The 19656-nt window shown below is 32.3% G+C and carries 20 protein-coding genes; 7 read left to right on the forward strand and 13 right to left on the reverse strand.

The genetic code is table 11. The features are described 5' to 3' along the window. Positions 1–9 precede the first annotated feature (9 nt). Positions 10–2064: a methionine--tRNA ligase gene (gene metG / locus Q0912_RS04120; RefSeq protein ID WP_299112343.1), complete on the reverse strand. Its 2055-nt coding sequence runs from the start codon at positions 2062–2064 to the stop codon at positions 10–12. Between the two features lie 84 nt (positions 2065–2148). On the opposite strand from metG, the gene Q0912_RS04125 reads away from it, so the two are divergent. Together Q0912_RS04125 and Q0912_RS04130 are read left to right on the forward strand one after the other, a co-directional pair. Then, entirely contained in the window at positions 2149–3177 is a 1029-nt protein-coding gene (locus Q0912_RS04125; RefSeq protein ID WP_299112345.1) for an LD-carboxypeptidase, read from the forward strand. A gap of 2 nt (positions 3178–3179) precedes the next feature. After that, positions 3180–3947 (forward strand): HEAT repeat domain-containing protein, encoded by a 768-nt coding sequence (locus tag Q0912_RS04130; protein WP_299112348.1) that lies wholly within the window; start codon positions 3180–3182, stop codon positions 3945–3947. Between the two features lie 17 nt (positions 3948–3964). Here Q0912_RS04130 and Q0912_RS04135 read toward each other — a convergent pair whose 3' ends face one another. From Q0912_RS04135 to Q0912_RS04150, 4 genes are all read right to left on the reverse strand, one after another. Next, entirely contained in the window at positions 3965–4963 is a 999-nt protein-coding gene (locus tag Q0912_RS04135) for an alpha/beta hydrolase (RefSeq protein WP_299112350.1), read from the reverse strand. 192 nt (positions 4964–5155) lie between these two features. After that, on the reverse strand, positions 5156–5875 hold the full coding sequence (locus Q0912_RS04140) for a CPBP family intramembrane glutamic endopeptidase (protein ID WP_299112352.1): 720 nt from the start codon (positions 5873–5875) through the stop codon (positions 5156–5158). 9 nt (positions 5876–5884) lie between these two features. Further along, positions 5885–7993, reverse strand: coding sequence for a serine hydrolase domain-containing protein (locus Q0912_RS04145; RefSeq protein WP_299112354.1), 2109 nt, complete (start codon positions 7991–7993; stop codon positions 5885–5887). A 72-nt stretch (positions 7994–8065) separates the two neighbouring features. Beyond that, positions 8066–9271, reverse strand: coding sequence for an AraC family transcriptional regulator (locus Q0912_RS04150; RefSeq protein WP_299112356.1), 1206 nt, complete (start codon positions 9269–9271; stop codon positions 8066–8068). 45 nt (positions 9272–9316) lie between these two features. Here Q0912_RS04150 and Q0912_RS04155 point away from each other — a divergent pair, with 45 nt between their 5' ends. Further along, complete coding sequence (locus Q0912_RS04155) at positions 9317–9676, forward strand: YraN family protein (protein ID WP_299112358.1); 360 nt, start codon at positions 9317–9319, stop codon at positions 9674–9676. Here Q0912_RS04155 and Q0912_RS04160 read toward each other — a convergent pair. From Q0912_RS04160 to Q0912_RS04175, 4 genes are all read right to left on the reverse strand, one after another. Next, positions 9673–10011 carry a hypothetical protein gene (locus Q0912_RS04160; protein WP_299112360.1) on the reverse strand — a complete coding sequence of 113 codons (339 nt, stop codon included), beginning with the start codon at positions 10009–10011 and terminating at the stop codon, positions 9673–9675. The two genes, Q0912_RS04155 and Q0912_RS04160, sit on opposite strands and share 4 nt — an antisense overlap. A gap of 73 nt (positions 10012–10084) precedes the next feature. Further along, positions 10085–10669: a nicotinate (nicotinamide) nucleotide adenylyltransferase gene (gene nadD, locus Q0912_RS04165; protein ID WP_299112362.1), complete on the reverse strand. Its 585-nt coding sequence runs from the start codon at positions 10667–10669 to the stop codon at positions 10085–10087. 2 nt (positions 10670–10671) lie between these two features. After that, a complete protein-coding gene (gene gmk / locus Q0912_RS04170) occupies positions 10672–11262 on the reverse strand; it encodes a guanylate kinase (protein ID WP_299112364.1) in 591 nt (196 codons plus the stop codon). A gap of 40 nt (positions 11263–11302) precedes the next feature. Then, on the reverse strand, positions 11303–12160 hold the full coding sequence (locus Q0912_RS04175) for a YicC/YloC family endoribonuclease (protein WP_299112366.1): 858 nt from the start codon (positions 12158–12160) through the stop codon (positions 11303–11305). Positions 12161–12245: 85 nt separating this feature from the next. Between Q0912_RS04175 and Q0912_RS04180 the strand changes: the two genes are divergently transcribed. Then, positions 12246–12725 carry an acyl-CoA thioesterase gene (locus Q0912_RS04180; RefSeq protein ID WP_299112368.1) on the forward strand — a complete coding sequence of 160 codons (480 nt, stop codon included), beginning with the start codon at positions 12246–12248 and terminating at the stop codon, positions 12723–12725. A 3-nt stretch (positions 12726–12728) separates the two neighbouring features. On the opposite strand, the gene Q0912_RS04185 is transcribed toward Q0912_RS04180, so the two are convergent. From Q0912_RS04185 to Q0912_RS04195, 3 genes are read right to left on the reverse strand one after another with little or no spacing between them, the layout of a single operon-like run. Then, complete coding sequence (locus Q0912_RS04185) at positions 12729–13859, reverse strand: peptidogalycan biosysnthesis protein (protein WP_299112370.1); 1131 nt, start codon at positions 13857–13859, stop codon at positions 12729–12731. Between the two features lies 1 nt (position 13860). Next, positions 13861–14754, reverse strand: a complete 894-nt coding sequence (locus Q0912_RS04190) for a DMT family transporter (protein WP_299112372.1) — start codon at positions 14752–14754, stop codon at positions 13861–13863. Next, complete coding sequence (locus Q0912_RS04195) at positions 14744–15100, reverse strand: ArsC/Spx/MgsR family protein (protein WP_299112373.1); 357 nt, start codon at positions 15098–15100, stop codon at positions 14744–14746. Before Q0912_RS04195 ends, Q0912_RS04190 begins: the two co-directional genes overlap by 11 nt. 84 nt (positions 15101–15184) lie before the next feature. Here Q0912_RS04195 and Q0912_RS04200 point away from each other — a divergent pair, with 84 nt between their 5' ends. Then, positions 15185–16432: a sodium:proton antiporter gene (locus Q0912_RS04200; RefSeq protein WP_299112374.1), complete on the forward strand. Its 1248-nt coding sequence runs from the start codon at positions 15185–15187 to the stop codon at positions 16430–16432. On the opposite strand, the gene Q0912_RS04205 is transcribed toward Q0912_RS04200, so the two are convergent. Further along, positions 16429–17148, reverse strand: coding sequence for a DUF3298 and DUF4163 domain-containing protein (locus Q0912_RS04205; protein WP_299112375.1), 720 nt, complete (start codon positions 17146–17148; stop codon positions 16429–16431). The two genes, Q0912_RS04200 and Q0912_RS04205, sit on opposite strands and share 4 nt — an antisense overlap. 148 nt (positions 17149–17296) lie before the next feature. On the opposite strand from Q0912_RS04205, the gene Q0912_RS04210 reads away from it, so the two are divergent. Beyond that, on the forward strand, positions 17297–18436 hold the full coding sequence (locus Q0912_RS04210) for a cystathionine gamma-synthase (protein ID WP_299112376.1): 1140 nt from the start codon (positions 17297–17299) through the stop codon (positions 18434–18436). Between the two features lie 74 nt (positions 18437–18510). After that, positions 18511–19638 carry a chromate efflux transporter gene (gene chrA / locus Q0912_RS04215; RefSeq protein WP_299112637.1) on the forward strand — a complete coding sequence of 376 codons (1128 nt, stop codon included), beginning with the start codon at positions 18511–18513 and terminating at the stop codon, positions 19636–19638. The last annotated feature ends 18 nt before the right edge of the window (positions 19639–19656 follow it).

The raw sequence follows: 19656 nt of genomic DNA on the forward strand, positions 1-19656 counted from the left end.
TATATGCAATTAACTAATCTTTAACCCATTAGAGACATTATCAATATCTGGATTAACAAACACCAAATTACCGCTTTCGTCTTCGGTCATTAAAATCATACCTTGGCTTTCCACTCCTCGTAATGCTCTAGGTGACAGATTCACTAAAACGGTAACACGTTTACCAATCACTTCTTCTGGTGTAAAACTTTCTGCTATACCAGAAACAATAGTTCGTGTATCAATACCTGTATCTACTTTTAATACCAAAAGTTTCTTGGTTTTTGGCATTTTTTCCGCTTCGAGAATTGTACCAACTCTAAGATCTAACTTTATGAAGTCATCAAAAGAGATTTCGTCTTTTTGAGGTTCTACAGTTTTTTTTGCAGCCTCATTGGCTTTTTTACTCGCTTCAAGTCTATCTAGCTGTTTTTGTATTTCTGAGTCTTCGATTTTAGAGAATAACAACTCAGATTTCCCTTTTTGGATAGAATGACCAGAAGCCAATAGGGTATCTTTCTCGGAAATATCGCCCCATGAGTTTTCATTAGAATTTAAAATACCCTTTAACTTTTTTGAAGTAAACGGTAAAAAAGGTTCGGATAAAACTGCTAAGGCAGATGCTATTTGTAATGCAATAAACATCACAGTTTTAGTGCGATCCTCATCAGTTTTTATAGTTTTCCAAGGTTCTTCATCTGCTAAATATTTATTTCCGAGACGTGCTAAATTCATCAATTCCTGGCTTCCTTCTCTAAAGCGATAGCGTTCAATAGAACTTGCAATCACAGCGGGATAAGCTTTAAGTGCAGCTAAAGTGTCTTCGTCAACTTTATTGTATGCAGAAGGTTGCGGGATTACACCATCATAATACTTGTTAGTTAACACTATAACACGATTTATAAAGTTTCCGAAAATGGCAACTAATTCATTATTATTTCTCGCTTGAAAGTCTTTCCATGTAAAATCGTTATCCTTAGTTTCTGGCGCATTGGCTGTTAAAGCATAGCGCAATACATCTTGCTGATTTGGAAAATCTTCTAAATAATCGGGTAACCAAACTGCCCAGTTTTTTGAGGTTGATAGTTTATTACCTTCAAGATTTAAAAACTCATTTGCGGGTACATTTTCAGGTAGTATATAAGAGCCTTCAGCCTTTAACATACAAGGGAAAATAATACAATGAAATACAATATTATCTTTACCAATGAAGTGAACCAATGTTGTATTGTCATCTTTCCAATAATCTTCCCAGTTTTTGCCTTCGCGTTCAGCCCATTCCTTGGTTGCTGAGATATAACCAATTGGTGCATCAAACCAAACGTATAAGACTTTACCTTCCCCTCCTTCTATAGGTACAGGTATACCCCAATCTAAATCACGTGTTACCGCTCTAGGTCTTAAACCATCATCAACCCATGATTTTACTTGTCCATATACATTAGGTTTCCAATCTTTTTTGTGCCCTTTTAGTATCCAATCCGTCAAAAAAGTTTCGTATTTGTTTAAAGGTAAAAACCAATGTTTAGTTTCTTTTAATGAAGGTTTATTACCTGTTATGGCAGATTTTGGGTTAATTAAATCCGTAGCATTATGGCTAGTACCACAGTTTTCGCATTGGTCACCATAACTTTCTTCATAACCACAATTTGGGCAAGTACCTACAACAAAACGATCGGCTAAAAACTGATTGGCTTTGGCATCATATAACTGTTCAGTTACTTCTTCTACAAATTCGTTTTTATCATATAGTATCTTAAAAAACTCAGAAGCTGTATTGTGATGAATTTTTGCTGAGGTTCTTGAGTAATTATCAAAGGAAATACCAAAATCTTCAAATGAATCTTTAATGATCTTATGGTATTTGTCTACAATATCCTGAGGAGTTACTCCTTCTTTTTTTGCCTTAATAGTAATTGGCACTCCATGTTCATCACTGCCACATATAAAAGCAACATCATTACCAGTTAACCTTAAATATCTTGAATATATATCAGCAGGAACATACACGCCAGCCAGGTGACCAATATGTATTGGTCCATTGGTATAGGGTAATGCTGCTGTAATGGTATATCTTTTTGACATAATTTCAATATTTTGAAAGCTACAAAAGTACGCAATATAAAGGCGAGTAAGAAAAAAAATGTACATTTACAAAAAGCAGTTTTTATGATTTTGAGACCAGCTATTATAGTATCTTTTTTTGCCATTATTTTGGTTTTTAATGAAGCAATATGTGCTCAAAGTAAAACAGATAATTCTACTAAGATGACATCAGAATTAATAAGACCACCTTATCTAAAAGCAGGGGATACAGTTGCGATTGTTGCGCCTTCTGGAATTTTAAAAAACCGAGAACGTGAAGTACAACAAGCCATAGACTTGTTAAAGAGTTGGGGTTTACATGCTGTTGTAGGCAAGCATGTATTTAGTAAAGCCAATCATTTTGCTGGTACAGATGATGAACGCTGTGAGGATTTACAAAAAGCCATGGATGATCCAACAATTAGTGCCATATGGTGTGCCAGAGGAGGTTATGGAACCGTTCGTATCTTAGATAAGTTAGATTATACTAAATTTAAACAAAACCCAAAGTGGGTTGTTGGCTATAGCGATATCACAGCGTTTCACAATCAATTGCATAATAAAGGATTTATGTCTATACATGCATTAATGTGTGTGAGTCTTACAAAAGATTTGAGTGAGATCGCATATACTATTGAGACATTTAAGATGGCATTGTTTGGTAACCCAACAAACTATGATTTAGAGCCTATAACCTATAATAGAGAAGGTAAGGCTTCTGGAGAATTAGTTGGGGGTAATCTTACCATGTTACATACAATGTTAGGCTCTAAAGAGACTATAGATACTTCAGGGAAAATTTTATTTATAGAGGAAATAGGTGAGTACAAATACCATATTGACCGGATGCTACAAAGTATGAAGCGTGCAGGCTATTTTGATAATTTAAATGGACTCATCGTTGGTGATATGTCTAGATTGCGAAAAAACACAACACTTTGGGGAACTTCGGTTGAGCAATTAATACGTGATGCTTTAGCGGATTATGATTTTCCAATTGCATTCGGTATGCCAGCTGGGCATGAAAAGAAAAATTTAGCCATGACTTTAGGTATGACTGTTGATTTACAGGTAGAGGGAGATAAGACTATGATTAGTTTTAAAAAAGAGTAATAATGGGGTTTTACGATCTTAATAAAGAAGAACGTAATCTACTGGTTAAAAAAATTAACCAAGAGGTAGCTAAAGATCTAATAGAGGCTAAAGAAGAACGTATTATATACTACTTTTCGGATGACGATACCTACATTCGTAAAACAGCTTATTTAGCTATAGGTAAAATCTTTTATGCAACGCCACAGTTACAAAACACAATTTTCTCAACATTAAAATTGCTCCTTAAATCTGATGATGAATTAATACGCCAAACCGTAATTAATGCTGCTGGAGAAATTGGGAAATTCCATTTTGATAAAATTCGAGATTTTATGGATATTGGGTTGTTTGATGATCATCATCGTGTTCGTAATGCCGTTATTGGTTCAATAAAGAAAATGGGCGAACGCAACCCTGTTCCTGTTTTAGCTTGGGCAAAACCTTATCTTAAACATCCTGATAAAGAAATTAGAAGAGAGATTTGCCATGGTATAGAACTTAGAGGACGAACGCATCCACAAGATATTTTACCATTGTTAAAAGAATTAGAGTTTGATAAAACCAAGCGCGTGTCAGATACTTTAATCCATGTCTTAGGGCAAATCACATATAAGAAAGGTTGTCTAAAAACAGTAGTTGCACATTTGAACACTTGGAAAAATAAGACTCTAGTACAAAAGGCTTTGGATGAAATTGTAGATGTTCATGAGCGTTACAAAAAGTTTGCAGTTTTAACTCAGCAAGAAGCTATTGCTTATATTGATGCTAATTACAATTCCAACAATTGAATATTATGGTCATCGATCTATCTTTTTAAATTCAAACTAATTCTTAATGCTTTGGTCACTTCTTTGGGTTGCTCTATCCATGGCATATGTCCAGCATTTTTTATACTGGTCATTTTTATTCTTGGCACTTCTTTAGTCCATTTTTTATATAATCCATTTCCAAAATCCAGCCAGTCATGGTCGCCAATGATAATACTTATGGGATATGTGTGTTTGTTGAATTCCAAAAAGTAATTCCATCCTTTTTCTGGATAAGTTTTAGCAGTTAAATCGTAAACTTTACCTTTATATAAAGCTTTTCCGTTATCTAATTGAGTCCATTTTGTTATATCGTATAGCATTAATTTACCGAAGTTGATTCTCGATTTTATTGTTCTTTCTCTGGAGTTTAATAAAGAATCAGCTCTGTTTAGGTTATATTTTTCGAGCTCTTGAATTATTTCAATTCTGTTTTGAAATTTTTTATTCGCTAAGAACTGTTGATGTTGAATTTCTTTGTCCTCCTCTGGAAATGGTTCTTTCAGTTGAGCAGGGCTCATTAAAACAAGTTTTTTAACATGTTCAGGATATTTCGAGGCATAAGCAGAAGCCAAAACAGCTCCCATTGAATGCCCTATAATTGTCATCTTATCCAGATTCAGTTCAACTCTTAGTAACTCTAAATCTTTAATGTGTTCTTCAAATGAAATTAAGGAATCTGGAAACGGAGACCTCAATGAACCTCTTTGTTCATAAAAAATAAACCTAAATTCATCTTTAAGTCCGCTTATTGCTTCTACTAATCCACTATGTTCTGCACCCCAGCCTCCATGAAGCATAATTACTGGTTCAGTTCCAGTCCCAACTTCTCTTACATAAATCTGTGGGTCATTTTCCCAGTCACCAGTAGATAGAAACCATTGGTCAATTATTTTTTCCTCTGATTTTTTTTGAGCATGACCCAGTTCAAAGGTTGCTGTAGCGATAATTATAAAAATCGCTATTCTAAATTGTTTAATTCCAAGGTTTAATTTCATTTTTTGCAGTTTATTTTAAAGATATCATTCTCAGAAGTTTGTTACAGTGAAAATTACTACCAAAAGCAAGTATCAGCTAAGAGAGTATTTTCGAACTATATAGTTTCAATTTGCCGTGATGTTCGTTGATTTCTAGATATTCACTTTTAGCCGCTAAGCTTATAATGCGCTTATACAATATTTACTCAGTTATTAATTAAAATACATATAATAAACCAGTACTATAGCTGTCATATTGTAAATTCCGTGAGCCACCATAGAAGCTGTCAATCGTTTGCTTGTTATAAATAATAAAGTGTACATAATAGTCGGAATTAAAATATCAAACCAATCTAGTATAGTACTAGGTATATGACCAAATGCAAAAATTACAATAGATAAAATTGCAGAAAACCATAATCCTATTTTCGGATTTTTAAAGACATCTTTAAGAACATTAATGAAATACCCTCTGTTAAAGAGTTCCTCTATAATTCCTCCTCCTATTACGCCTAACCCAATGAATGAGAGCGTTCCTATTAAACTACCATCATACATTTCCAACATCCCTTTGATGTCGGTTCGGTTAATCCCACCAGTGTTGGGAATTATTAAGGCAAATTGAAGAATTGTCCACAAAAAGCCAAAAATAGCACCTATTAAAACATCCTTTTTGATATTTGCAAATTGAAGTCCGATATACCTAAAATCTCTTTTTAAAACCTTAAGTGATACATATAATAAAGCAGCAATCGAGAAAAACTGAAACAAAGCAATAAATAGTAAATTTATTCCAATCTTTCCGGCATTAATTTTGGTAACGCCAAAGAATATGTCAGGAATTATGAAAAGAGCGTACCCAATTACGATGGTTAAAATAAAAACAATAATTGTCTTTGTTTTGTTAATTCTTTTTTGATTTGTTTCTGTCATTGACTATTATTACTTAATCTCTTCCAGAATTTTATTGGATAATTCCTTTCCATTTTCATCAATAGAAACAAACCAGACATTAGTTGTACAAGTTCTATTGAAGACATCAGTATTAGAAGAACAATTCTGTATCGTACCTTTGATAATATAACCGTTCTCTACTTTTTCAGCTGAATACCCATACTCGTTATAGAAATCACCATAGGTGTTTTGCCAAATCTTATTACCTTTCTTATCTGTTTTAATAACAAACATATCATAGTTACCTTTGCCATAAGAACTTGTAGAACCGATGATAAGATATCCATCATCTGTTGCTAATATAGAACTTGCTTTATCGTAGCTTTTGCCACCAAATTGTTGCGACCATATTTCATTACCATTAGGATAATTTTTTGTTAGTAAGATCTGAGATGAATTTCCATCTCTAGACCCAATAGTAGTCACATTAATAGAGCCATTATCTGTTTCTATTTTGGGTTGAAATTTTAAGTTCGTTTTTTTGATGAATTTATTGTTTAACACTCGGTTAGTTGTTAAAAGAATACCTGTAACTCTGTTAAATTGATCGCGCTCGATTTTTAAGATATAGTCAAAAACTAAAAGCTCATTTCTGTTTAATACTTCTAGGTGCTGAGCTTCATCCCAGCCATGTAACGAAATAGATAACTTCTCGCTTTTATAATTTATAGAAAATTCAACATCTAATTCTCTACTATAATATTGACCAACATAACTCTCTAAATCCGCAAGTGTTACATCCTGCTTAGGAATTTTACTATAAATTCTTAGTTTACCAGATGGATAGAATAAGATTAATTTGTTTTTATAAAATCCTATTTTAATTTTAGAGTCATATGATATACTGTATAGGTTTTGTTCTTCTTTTTTAAGTTCTATTGGGTTATTATTACCATTTCTCCATGTTATTTTTTTGTCTTTTTCTTCAATACGAATCAAATAATTTCCAGGTGAAAGGTATTGCCCCAAAATTTCAGATGTAGCAATATCATTAGAGACTTCTTTCAAACGCTGGTCGTAAGCAATAACTGCTTCTTTTTTTGGTAGAAAAAGCTTTGCAATTTCATCAGCAATACCTCCACTCCAAATCCTACTATTGTTACTCATCACAAAAACGGATAATTTCTCTTCTGGAAAACGAATAGTTTGAGAATGGTAAGAGCCTGTTCCTCCAGAATGATGTACGGACCTAAAGTTTAATCTATCTCCTAATTCTAACCCAAATCCATAAGTTGTAATCTCGCTATTAGGTATTGGCTGCTGGCTTTCAATGAGCAGTCTATTATTATTGAATTTTGCATTTTGTACAGCCTGCTCAAATGTTAATTGATCTTTAAGTGAAGTAAACAAAAACCCATCTCCATAAAGATTTGTTATCATAGGATATTGTTGCCAAACACCATCTCCCCAATCAGAATATGGTAAAGCTTGATTTGGAATAACGGCCATATAGTTTTTGAGAAAAGTGGTGTTATCCATACCAAGATTTTTAAAGAATTTTTCCGAGTAATCATGAAAGTCTTCACCAGATGCAACCTCTATAATTTTGGTTAGTAAAGTATAGCCAGAATTACTATACATGTATCTTGACCCTGGTTTAAAAGCCAAATCTTCTTGTTTTTCTAGTAACTCTATCGCATCATTATTATCTAGGCCTTCTCTTCTCCACCATGGTTCTTGTTGTATGCTCATTAAATCGTAAAAGTCGCGTACACCGCTTGTATGGTTTAGTAGATGTCTAATCTTAATTTTTTCTCTTACATTAGGATATAATTTTGGTAAATATTTTCTAATATCGTCTTCTAAGCTTAGCTTTTCTTTTAGTGTAAGGTCTAGCACCATTAATGCTGTAAACTGTTTTGCCGTTGAAGCAATGTTTGAACGAGAATTGGCATCTGCTTTTACTTTATGCTGTAGACTTGCTAAGCCTTTATAATTTTCATAAATAATCTTTCCATCTTTTACAACACCAACAAATAAACTAGGATCGTTGTCTGATAGTTTTGAATTAACAATAGAATCAATCTTTCTTAATTGTTCCTGAGTATATGTTGAAATTGAGACAAGAAAAGCGAGTAGTGCGATTGTTTTTTTCATGACTAAAAATTTAATTTGATACAAATGTCATGGTAAAAAGAATGCTAAACGCTTCAAATCTTGATTTGAGACCTATTTGTTTGTCAATTTTTCTATGTAATCTTTAGGTGATAGTGAAGTACTTTTTTTAAAAGCTCTGTTAAATGTAGCTTTACTGTTAAAACCACAATCCAGAGCTATCCCTAGAAGGGTAGATTTAGTTTGTTCGCCTTTATTCAATTTATCTTTTACTGCTTCAATTCTGTAATGGTTTACAAAGTCATTGAAATTCATGTTAAAACCAGAATTTACAACTGAGGATATGGTCTTTGTCGTAGTATTTAATTCTTTAGCTACATCAGAAAGTGTTAAACGTGGATTTTCAAATAAATGATTTTCTATCATTAATTTAGAAAGTTTCTCTTTCCAGATAATATTATCTTTTTCATTATCATTTATCCTAGATTCATCTTTAGAAACGGAAACTTCATCTTCAAAAACATTAACTACTTTGAATTTTTCAGCAGATAAAGTAGTCTGCTTTATAATGTTACTATAACCTGTAACAGCGATATAATAAAAGACAAAAGAAAAAGCAATATAATGCCAAAACTGGCTTCCAAATTCACCCCATTCTGGGTTAAGTATAAAGAATAGCACTCTTAATATTAGAATACTTAAAAAAGCAATCATAAAATTGCGAATCCATTTAAACAATAAGGTATCAGCATAACTTACCTTATCAAAAAGTAGTTTTTTGTAATCAAAATAATAACGAAGGCTTAAGACTAAATAAAATGCCATAGAGATTAAACCAGTAATCTGATACCAATTGGCTAAATCTTTATCTCTACCATCTGCATAGAAAAAGAATTCATCTAAAATCAGTTTATCTGTAATAAAAACAATTAAACTATATATAACATATAATAGTGCTGGTATAAAATGAATATAGTCTTTTCTTGAAAGTTTAAAGCTTGCATTCAACAAGCTTTTAGTGTAAAAATAAACCACTGGGCCAATTAATAGAACTTGCATAAAAGGCACAAAGAAGAGGATTTCTCTTGTTAATTTCTCTGAATACCAATTCGCATAACCCAACATATAGGGCGTTATATACATGGCATATAAGAATAATAATAAACTTAGCCATTTGCTCGCTTTATTATTATGAATAATTCCTTTTCTATAAAGTAAAAATGAAAAGACTATTCCATGAAAGAAGAATATTAAAAGTAAAGAACTTTTTTGCCCGAAACTAAAAGGGAAGTCAAATATTAAATTGATAGATATAAGCATTTGGTTTATGATTTAAAAGTAATACTATTTTTCTATTTTAGTAACATGGCACAACACAATGAACTGGGAAAAAAAGGAGAGCAACTAGCAGTAGATTTTTTGGTTAAAAATAATTATGAGATTGTTGAGCAGAATTACCGATTTGAAAAAGCGGAAGTTGATATCATTGCCAAAAAAAATGATGTTCTAGCTATTGTTGAAGTAAAAACACGTTCTACAGCAGATTTTGGAAACCCTCAAGATTTTGTAAAACCAAAACAAATAAAAAACCTAGTCAAAGCAGTTGATGCTTATGTCATAGAAAACGACCTAAATATTGAAGCGAGATTTGATATTATAGCAATTGTAAAAGCGAAAAACGGTTACGATATTGAGCATTTAAAAAATGCTTTTTACCACTTTTAGAGGTAAATATTTGTAATTACAATTAAAAGACTATAAAATAATATATTAACGATTTTATCTTTGGTTTTTAAAGATAGAAATCGCTTAATCTCAATTTTAACTACGCTATATGATAAGATAATGCTTGTAAAGGCAACTCCTAACCCAATGAACCAATATAGCGACTGAGGATAAGGTAAGGTAGCATTTGTGATTAAAAAGAGCGCCAATAAAACACCAGTAATTAAGATACGCTTTTCTTTTTTTGTATCTAAATTGTTTCTAAGCACAATAGTTCTGGTTTTTGATGCAATTAGGGTAATGATAGCTGTCAAAAAAACTATAGTAAAGGTCATTCTTTATTCTTTGTTATAGGATTATAAAAATAGATATTCTATTTAAAAAGAAAAAAACTTGAAAGCAATAACTTTAAAATTGTTTATAAAAATTCATTTCGTCTATATAATGCCACACATTATCGGATAACATAGGCCTTATATTTCTTCCAGCTTTAATTTCTTGTCTTATAAACGTAGAAGATAGCTCCATTATTGGCGCAGAAATGTTAAAAATTTTCGGATGATTACTAAACTGCGTTTCAATTTTTCCTTCCGATAATCTTGGGTAGACATAGATGCTATGATTTTCTAAAATGAGTTCGTAATTTTTCCATTTATGAAAGCTTTTTAAGTTATCCTCTCCCATAATTAATGCAAACTCATGTTCAGGATATTTTTCAATAAGATATGTTAGCGTATTAATAGTATAATTGGGTTGTTTTAATCCAAACTCTATATCACTAGGTCTAAGTTTAGTGTAATCCTTTGTGGCGCGATACACCATTTCTAATCGTTGGTGATTGTCTAATAATGTGCTTTTCTTTTTAAAAGGACTTTGAGGTGTAACTACAAACCATACTTGATCTAAATCGCTATGTTCTGCCAAATGATTGGCGATAGTTAAATGCCCAACATGAATTGGGTTAAAAGTTCCGAAATATAGACCAATTTTCATGATTATTCATTTATGAAGCTCAAAACCAGGTTGTAAGCGTTTTCTAGGGCTTCTTCTAAATTAGAATTAATAACAATTTCATCAAAAAGTGGAGCTGTTGCTAATTCTGCTGGTGCTTTTGCCACTCGCATACTTATTTTTTCTTCGCTTTCTTCTCCTCTATCTTTTAGACGTCTTACCAGTTCATTCAAATCTGGGGGTTTTACAAAAACTGCCAAGGTTTGTTCTGGGAATTTTCGTTTAATACGTAAACCTCCAGATACATCAATATCAAAGATTACATGTTTGCCTTTAGACCAGATACGCTCTATTTCAGTTTTCAAAGTGCCATAAAAGTTATCTCTGTAAACCTCTTCCCATTCTAAGAATTCATCATTCTTTATCTTGCTTTTAAATTCCTTGAGAGAGAGATAATAATAATCTTTACCATGCGCTTCATTACCACGTTTTTCGCGAGATGTAGCAGAAATTGAAAATTCTAGATTTAGCTCTTTTTGTTTTAATAAATGACGAACAATAGTAGTTTTTCCTGAACCCGATGGCGCTGAGAATACGATAAGTTTGCCTTGATTTTTGTTTTTAATTTCTGACACTTTTTAAACTTTTTACTTAATACTACAACCGTTAGCTTTATTAAAGTACATTTAATAATTGTTCCTTAATTTTTTCGAGCTCGTCTTTCATTTGTACTACAAGTTTTTGCATAGGTGCATAATTAGATTTAGAGCCTATAGTATTAATTTCGCGACCAATTTCTTGTGAAATAAAACCAAGTTTTTTTCCGTTAGAATCATCAGAGTTTAAGGTCTTTATAAAATAATCTAAATGGTTGTCTAATCTTACTTTTTCTTCAGTGATATCAAATTTCTCGATATAGTAGACTAATTCTTGTTCAAAACGGTTTTCGTCAACCTTTTCTTTAATGTCTGCTATACCTTTTTCTAATCGTGCTCTTACACCATCGATACGATCGGGATCCATAATTATAACTTCTTGTAGTAGCGTTCTTAAGGTTAAAATTCTATTCGTGAAATCTTGTTTTAAAATAGCACCTTCATCTTTTCTGTAAGCTATTATATTAGAAATAGCTTCTTTAATACCATTAGCAATCTGTATCCACTCTTCTTCGTCTATGTCATCACGTTCTGTAGTTATAGCGTCTGGTAATCGAATAGCCATTTTTAGAAGCTCTGTAGCATCTCCATTAACCACCTCTTTGAGTTGTTTTATGTATTCATTGACAACTGTTTTATTGATTTTAGAACTTGTGTCTTCTCCCGTAATTTCTACATAAAGTGAGAAATCCACCTTCCCTCGTACTAAGTGCTTTGCAATTTGCTTTCTTATATCGAGTTCTTTAGCACGATACATAGATGGCATACGCGCATTAACATCTAAGTTTTTACTATTAAGGGATTTTAACTCTATAGATATTTTTTTAGTTGGGAGCTGTAGTACAGTTTTCCCATAACCTGTCATGGATTGTATCATTAAGATAATGAAATTAAAGTTGCGCAAAGGTACAAAATTGAACGGTTTTAAAGTTTAACTTTGCAAGTTCATTTATTAATTTACTATGTACAAAAAACAATTTGAAATTCGCTGGAGCGATGTAGATGCTAATGGTCATTTAGCAAATTCTGCATATACTAATTTTATGAGCCATGCCAGAATGTCTTTTTTTGGAAATAAAGGGTTCTCAATGCCAGAAATACGAAAGTACAACATAGGTCCTGTAGTATTTTATGAGCACATGTATTATTTTAAAGAGTCGTTTATAGGTGCTCCAATTACCGTAACTATTGAAGTTTCAGGTTTAAGTGAAGATGGTATGCTTTTTATGTTTGAGCATAATTTTCACAACGAAAAAGGGGATCATTTGGCATATTGTGAAATGCAGGGAGCTTGGATAGATATGACATCTAGAAAATTGATTGGCTTACCAAAAGCGCTTTTGAACTTAGCTGAAAAATTCCCAAAATCCGAAAATTTTAAAGCGTTGACTAAAGCAGATACGCGAAAGCATGGAATACGACCAAAGCCTATAGAAATTTAAATTTTACTTAAATGGCTGATGCTGCTTAAACGATTTTATCTGCACATTCTTAATAAAAGGCTTTAAGATTTGATTTGGAAGATAACGTTTATGTCTACAATAACAAGTCAACGTTTCTGGTTTTGCGCCTAGGGTGCTTTTAATTTCTGAAGCGGTTCTTCCTAAATTTATTTGATCGGATTTAGTTTCTATGCCAAGTCTTACATAATCGTTAAGGATTCTTGGGTATATTGAATAATCTTTGTTTTTAGAATAATCAATACCAATAAAGTGTGCGTCTAAGTGTGCTCTGTTTTGCATAGCAGAAAGAAAACCAACAAGCTTGTTATCTAAAAAATAACCTTTTACAATAAATTTATCTTTGAATGTGTTTTTAAGATGAATGTAAGTGTTGAGATTTAAAATTTGAGCATTGAAATCTGCATTATCAATAGTGTTTTGGTACAACTCTTGAAGCTCATCCTTATAGGTTTTAATATCGTTTTGAGAAAACAACTTCTCCTCCAAAGCTTCACTTTTGGTATCAGCCCTGTTGGCTTTTACTCTATACTTAGACTTTAATGCTTTTTTATAGTCATCAAACGAGTGCCATTCGGGTTTTAGATAGATAAACATGTTTGGTTCTACATGCATTGAGGCATAACCAAACGCTTTTAAATGATCTGTGATGTAAAGCGACTCATCTTCAAAATCTTTAATAAAAATCGTACTGAGTCGTTTGCATGTATAGAGTTTTTTAACGGCTTTTGCTATGGCATTAAAAGTTTCAACTTTGGGTTCACCTTCTTTTAAAAACGTACCATATTCGCCACTTAAAAATACATTACCACAAAACAACACCCGAATCTGATTTTTACAGAACACATTATTAACAACACGTTTAATTTTGCCAGACATTTTAATATTTTTCGTAATTGTTTCTACACCAATAGTAACAAGCTGTGTATTAGCGAAAGCAACAGTTTGGGCATTTTTTAGAATAAAAATATAATTGAATTCAATATCGGTGTTTCCAATTTCGAAAGCCCTTAAAAACTCTGGAGAATAATAGATGTTAGGTGTACAATTAAGGCTTTCCCAATAAGCCTTGGGAATGCTGTCTACAGTTCTAAATATTTCTGTGGTTAATGACAAACTAGTTCGTCTTTTTAGGTTTTATAGATACAAGGTAAACACCAGAAAATATTAATGCCATAGCAATGACTTTAATAATATCTATAGCGTCAACTCCCATTATAATGGCGAATAAACCAGCAATTACAGGCTGCAAATAAATAAATACTCCGACAGTTGAAGCCTTTAATTTACTTAATGCTAATGGGTTTAAGATATAAGTTGCAAAAGTAGCACCAACAATTACAAAACCTACAGAAAAAGACACGTAAGGAGTAAAAGTTTCCCATTTTACCTCTAAAACCTCGTTATAGCCAAATGGTAGCACCATAAAAAAACCAAATAAAAACAGCCATTTTATAAATGTAAACGGATGGTATTTGGCTGTAAGTTGTTTTATAAGAATAATATAAATACTATAAGAAATCGCATTAATAAATATAAAGGTATTGCCTAAAACAACATTATCCGCAGTTCGGGTAGATTTACCATATATAGTTAGAGCCAAAGCACCACAAAGTGCTAAAACGATGCCAGTAACTTTCAATGCTGTAACTTTTTCTTTTAAAATTATAGCAGATAGAACAAGTATAATAACAGGGGTAATCGTTACAATTGCAGAGGCATGTATTGGTGTTGTTAATTCTAAGCCTTTTAAGAATAGAAGCATATTAATGACTACGCCAAAAACAGCAGCGGTAAAAAACTTTATATAATCTTTGCGTTCAATTTTTTCTTTAGGTAAAAACACACTAAAAAGCCAAAATAAAACCGTAGCTCCACCAACCCTTAAAACCACAAAAGCAAAAGGTTTAACAAAGTTCTCATTCATAACTACCTTAGCAAAAGTATAGTTAAGCCCATATAACAATTGGACCATAAATAATGCAAAAATGGCAAAACCTCTACTGTTCATGTATAGCTTGTTTTGCTGCTTCTACTGTTTTTTTAGAATTACCAATAAAGATCTGATTATTATAACATATTACAGGTCGCTTTAAAAATGTATAATGTTCTAAAATATAATTCTTGTAATCGTCTTCAGAAAGTGATTTGTTTTTTAAGTCGAGTTCTTTATAAAGTCTTGCACGTTTGCTAAATAAACTTTCGTAACTATCCGTTAAACTTCGCATTTCCTTTACTTGAGCTTCAGTTATAACTTCGGTCTTTATATCCTGAAGCATAAAATCATCTGTTAATCCAAGCTCGTCAATAATTCTCATACACGTATTACAAGTACTTAAATAGTATATTTTTTTCATCCTAAGATTCTAATTAATTTTAAGCACTACAAAGTAACCGTATTTGAATTGAAAAATAGTTACTTTTAAGAAAAATATAATCACATGGAGTATTACTCAATCGCAACAATTTTAATTGTTTTATCAGCTGTTTTTGGATATATAAATGTCCGTTTTTTAAAATTGCCTATTACCATTGGCCTAATGCTGATAACAATTGTTTTTACTGTGGTTTTAGTTGGTATTGCGCAGTTTGATGATACCTTATTGTTAAGGGAAAAGGCATTTATAAATAGTATTGATTTTGAAACTGTTCTACTAGATATAATGCTGAGTTTCCTGCTATTTGCTGGCGCCTTGCACACTAATTTTAATCAGCTTAAGGTACAGAGAGGTCCAATATTGGCTTTTGCAACATTAGGTGTTTTGGTGTCTACGTTTTTAGTAGGTATTATTATGTTTTATGTATTGCGCTGGATAGGAATAGAAGTCACTTTTATAAATTGTTTATTATTTGGGGCTTTAATTTCGCCTACCGATCCAATTGCTGTTTTAGGCATTTTGAAAAAAGCAGGAGCTCCAAAAAAATTGGAGACTAAAATCGTTGGAGAGTCGCTTTTTAATGATGGTGTCGGTGTTGTTGTATTCTTAACCATTTTTGCTATTGCAGCAAAACCTGAAGCTGCTATAGAATTTTCTGATATCGCAACTTTATTTGGGCAAGAAGTTATAGGTGGTGTAGCTTTAGGGTTGTTTTTAGGCTGGATTACTTACCGCTTAATGAAATCTATAGATAATTATGAAATTGAAGTTATATTAACTATTTCTACAGTGATGGGAGGAACTATGCTAGCTCATAAATTTCATTTGTCCGCACCTTTGGCTATGGTTACAGCGGGTTTAATAGTTGGTAATGATACAGTGAGAAATTCTGCAATGTCAGAAACTACAGAAGCTTATGTTGATAAATTTTGGGAGCTCATAGATGTGCTTTTAAATACAATTCTGTTTATAATGATTGGAATGGAAATGCTAGTACTTACCCTGGAAGAAAATTATATTTATGCAGGGCTATTAGCAATCCCAATTATATTAATGTGTCGTTATGTATCACTATGGTTGCCAATAAAATTTTTCTCAAAGCGCTTAGACTTTGTGCCAAAAACAAATCTTATTATGACATGGGGCGGACTGCGAGGAGGAATTTCTATCGCATTAGCACTTAGTCTTACAAGAGAGATGCACAGAGAACTGTTTTTAGTAATTACTTATATTGTAGTTATTGTTTCTATTGTTGGGCAAGGTTTAACTGTAGAACCCATTATAAAACGATTGACTAGAAAAGCTAATTAGTTAAGTATAAGTAAAGACTCAATTTCGTCAAAAGGAATAACAAATTCTGTATAGCCTTGATCGTAAGAAGCTATTTCGTAGACATTATAAAGTAATACCAAACCATCATCACTAAAACCAATATTTTTGGGTAGCTGAAATGGTTTTCCGAAGAAAAAATCTTCCATTTCTAGTGCTTTGTTTTCATTATCTAGTGCTTTTTTAAAGTGTGTTTTGGCTAAGGCTTTAAAAGCACCTATATCTTTAATAAGATCGTCTTTAGTTAAGAGGTCTCCAGTTTTAGCATTAAGGTTTATAAACCTTATTTTATCATTGCCATGAGCACCTCCTTTAAATTCATATGTGCTAATAGCTATTGTGATGATAGCTTCAGATTGGTAAGTTTTTTCTGTTTCTATATAAAGTTCCCATTTGGGCTCATAGGCATCAGGAAAATCTTTTTTAAAGTTAATATACTCAGCGTTAAAATCGTTTAAAATAAACTCCAGATTTGTTTTTTTTGTAGCGTCATTTAGCGTAGAAATTATAGCTTCTTCAATTTTAAAATTGATGGTTTTGCTTAACTCATTTTTCCCTTCGGCTTCATTAAAAATTACAGATATATCAGCTTCATATACTTTATTAATAGTAGTGGTTTTAAAAGTTACAGGTTTAAATTCAGATTGACAGGAATTTAAAATGCATAATAAAACGAAAAAAGACAATAATTGTTTCAAAGATTTTAAGCTTTTAGTTAAACGCACTATAAAGGTATTGCTTAGAATTGAATACAACGAATTATAAACTAAATTTGTTGTACTTATTGACCTTTAATTTGAGGTTTACTCTAACATCTGGCTTTAGGTGATTTAACTATATTAGGATATGAAATTCAATACAAAAACAATACATGGAGGGCAACAGCACGATCCTGCCTACGGTTCGGTGGTGCCACCAATTTATCAAACATCAACTTATGCACAATCGACACCTGGTGGTCATAAAGGTTATGAATACTCGAGAACCCACAATCCCACTAGAAATGCTTTAGAAAGTGCTTTAGCTAGTATAGAAAATGGAAACTATGGTTTGGCTTTTGGTTCGGGTTTATCTGCAATAGATGCTGTTTTAAAGCTGTTAAAGCCCGGAGACGAGGTGGTTTCCACTAACGATCTATATGGTGGTACGTATAGACTCTTTACAAAAATCTATGAAGATTTTGGAATAAAGTTTCATTTTATAGGCATGGAAAATTCGAATAAAATCGAAGCGTACATCACACCAGATACTAAATTAATTTGGGTTGAGACGCCAACTAATCCGATGATGAATATCATTGATATTGTAGCGATTTCTAAAATTGCAAAAAAGCATAATGTACTATTAGCGGTTGATAATACGTTTGCTACACCTTATTTACAACGGCCATTAGATTTGGGTGCAGATATTGTAATGCATTCGGCAACTAAATACCTGGGAGGCCATAGTGATGTAGTTATGGGAGCATTAATAGTTGAGAATAAGGATTTAGCTGAGCGCCTTTATTTTATTCAAAATGCAAGTGGTGCCATTTGTGGTCCTCAAGATTCATTTCTGGTACTTAGAGGTATAAAAACATTGCATATTCGTATGCAACGCCATTGCGAAAATGGAAGAGTGGTTGCCGAGTACTTATCCAATCATCCTAAAATTGAAAATGTGTATTGGCCAGGTTTTAAAAATCACCCCAACCACCACATCGCAGTATCTCAAATGGATGATTTTGGCGGCATGGTATCTTTTACAACTAAAGGCAACAATTATGATAAAGCTATAAAGATTGTAGAGAACCTTAAAATATTCACGCTTGCAGAATCTCTTGGCGGAGTAGAGTCTTTAGCAGGTCATCCAGCAAGTATGACGCATGCAAGTATTCCAAAAGAAGAGCGCGAAAAAACAGGCGTCGTAGATTCTTTAATTAGGCTAAGCGTAGGTATTGAGGATATAGATGATTTAATAGCAGATTTAAAACAAGCGATTATATAATTTTATTCATTTCATTATTTTGAGTTAAATTAGTTTTAACGGTTTTTCTATATGACCAAAATGTTGATTTTATGATGAATTCTAAATTAAAAGAAGTCGCTCAGGTATTTTTTAAGCTAGGTTGTTTTGCCTTTGGTGGTCCTGCAGCACATATTGCAATGATGGAAGATGAGATTATTGAAAAACGCAAATGGATGACAAGAGATTATTTTTTGGATTTAATAGGAACAACCAATTTAATTCCTGGTCCAAATTCAACAGAAATGACCATGCATTGTGGTTATGAAAGAGCAGGCAAAGCAGGATTGTTTGTTGCTGGCATAGCTTTCATCTTCCCTGCTACTATTATAACGGCAATTTTGGCGTATTTATATGTAAAGTATGGGCAACTCCCAGAGGTAGAGCCTTTTATTTATGGCATTAAGCCTGCAGTTTTGGCAATTATTGCAAATGCTATTTTAAAGCTAGGTAAAAAAGCTGTTAAAAGCACTGAGCTCATAATAATTGGAGTGTTAGTTTTAGTAGTTAGTTTGTTAGGAGTTAATGAAGTTGTTGCCTTGTTGTCAGCAGGAGTTATAGGCATGCTATATTTCTACTTAAAATCTAAAACACAATCAAATTTAAATTCTATTTCGCCATTTTTTCTTTTTCTTGGAGTCAATACAACTATAGCTAAAGTTTCTACTTTAAAACTTTTTTTAATTTTTTTAAAGGTTGGAGCTATCCTTTATGGGAGTGGTTATGTGTTATTTGCTTATTTAGATGCCGAATTAGTAACACGAGGATTAATTACCAGAGCTGAATTAATAGATGCTATAGCAATCGGGCAATTTACTCCAGGGCCTGTATTATCGACTTCTACATTTATTGGTTATCAACTTTCAGGATTTTCGGGTGCCATAATGGCTACAGCAGGTATATTTTTACCATCTTTCTTATTTGTACTAATATTAAACCCTTTTATACCAAAAATGCAGAAATCAAAAATTCTAAGATATTTTTTAGATTCTGTAAATATTGCGGCAGTAGCAGTAATGCTAGCGGTACTAATAGTAATGGCAAAAGAAACTTTAATGGAGTGCCAAAGTATTGTTATTGCATTGGCTGCTATTTTCTTAACTTTTAAAACCAAAGTAAGTACTATATGGACAATTTTAATTGGTGCAATTTTAGGTTTTCTTTTATTAACACTTACAAAGTAAAAGCCATCATTTGTTCAA

This window comes from uncultured Winogradskyella sp. (genome assembly GCF_947498345.1).
In the GTDB taxonomy this organism is placed as follows: Bacteria; Bacteroidota; Bacteroidia; order Flavobacteriales; family Flavobacteriaceae; genus Winogradskyella.

What these genes read in the sequence shown, in the direction of transcription:
- metG (WP_299112343.1), bottom strand. Translation starts at nt 2,064, where the DNA reads ATGTCAAAAAGATATACCATTACAGCAGCATTACCCTATACCAATGGA.
- Q0912_RS04125 (WP_299112345.1), top strand. Translation starts at nt 2,149, where the DNA reads ATGATTTTGAGACCAGCTATTATAGTATCTTTTTTTGCCATTATTTTG.
- Q0912_RS04130 (WP_299112348.1), top strand. Translation starts at nt 3,180, where the DNA reads ATGGGGTTTTACGATCTTAATAAAGAAGAACGTAATCTACTGGTTAAA.
- Q0912_RS04135 (WP_299112350.1), bottom strand. Translation starts at nt 4,963, where the DNA reads ATGAAATTAAACCTTGGAATTAAACAATTTAGAATAGCGATTTTTATA.
- Q0912_RS04140 (WP_299112352.1), bottom strand. Translation starts at nt 5,875, where the DNA reads ATGACAGAAACAAATCAAAAAAGAATTAACAAAACAAAGACAATTATT.
- Q0912_RS04145 (WP_299112354.1), bottom strand. Translation starts at nt 7,993, where the DNA reads ATGAAAAAAACAATCGCACTACTCGCTTTTCTTGTCTCAATTTCAACA.
- Q0912_RS04150 (WP_299112356.1), bottom strand. Translation starts at nt 9,271, where the DNA reads ATGCTTATATCTATCAATTTAATATTTGACTTCCCTTTTAGTTTCGGG.
- Q0912_RS04155 (WP_299112358.1), top strand. Translation starts at nt 9,317, where the DNA reads ATGGCACAACACAATGAACTGGGAAAAAAAGGAGAGCAACTAGCAGTA.
- Q0912_RS04160 (WP_299112360.1), bottom strand. Translation starts at nt 10,011, where the DNA reads ATGACCTTTACTATAGTTTTTTTGACAGCTATCATTACCCTAATTGCA.
- nadD (WP_299112362.1), bottom strand. Translation starts at nt 10,669, where the DNA reads ATGAAAATTGGTCTATATTTCGGAACTTTTAACCCAATTCATGTTGGG.
- Q0912_RS04175 (WP_299112366.1), bottom strand. Translation starts at nt 12,160, where the DNA reads ATGATACAATCCATGACAGGTTATGGGAAAACTGTACTACAGCTCCCA.
- Q0912_RS04180 (WP_299112368.1), top strand. Translation starts at nt 12,246, where the DNA reads ATGTACAAAAAACAATTTGAAATTCGCTGGAGCGATGTAGATGCTAAT.
- Q0912_RS04190 (WP_299112372.1), bottom strand. Translation starts at nt 14,754, where the DNA reads ATGAACAGTAGAGGTTTTGCCATTTTTGCATTATTTATGGTCCAATTG.
- Q0912_RS04195 (WP_299112373.1), bottom strand. Translation starts at nt 15,100, where the DNA reads ATGAAAAAAATATACTATTTAAGTACTTGTAATACGTGTATGAGAATT.
- Q0912_RS04200 (WP_299112374.1), top strand. Translation starts at nt 15,185, where the DNA reads ATGGAGTATTACTCAATCGCAACAATTTTAATTGTTTTATCAGCTGTT.
- Q0912_RS04210 (WP_299112376.1), top strand. Translation starts at nt 17,297, where the DNA reads ATGAAATTCAATACAAAAACAATACATGGAGGGCAACAGCACGATCCT.
- chrA (WP_299112637.1), top strand. Translation starts at nt 18,511, where the DNA reads ATGAATTCTAAATTAAAAGAAGTCGCTCAGGTATTTTTTAAGCTAGGT.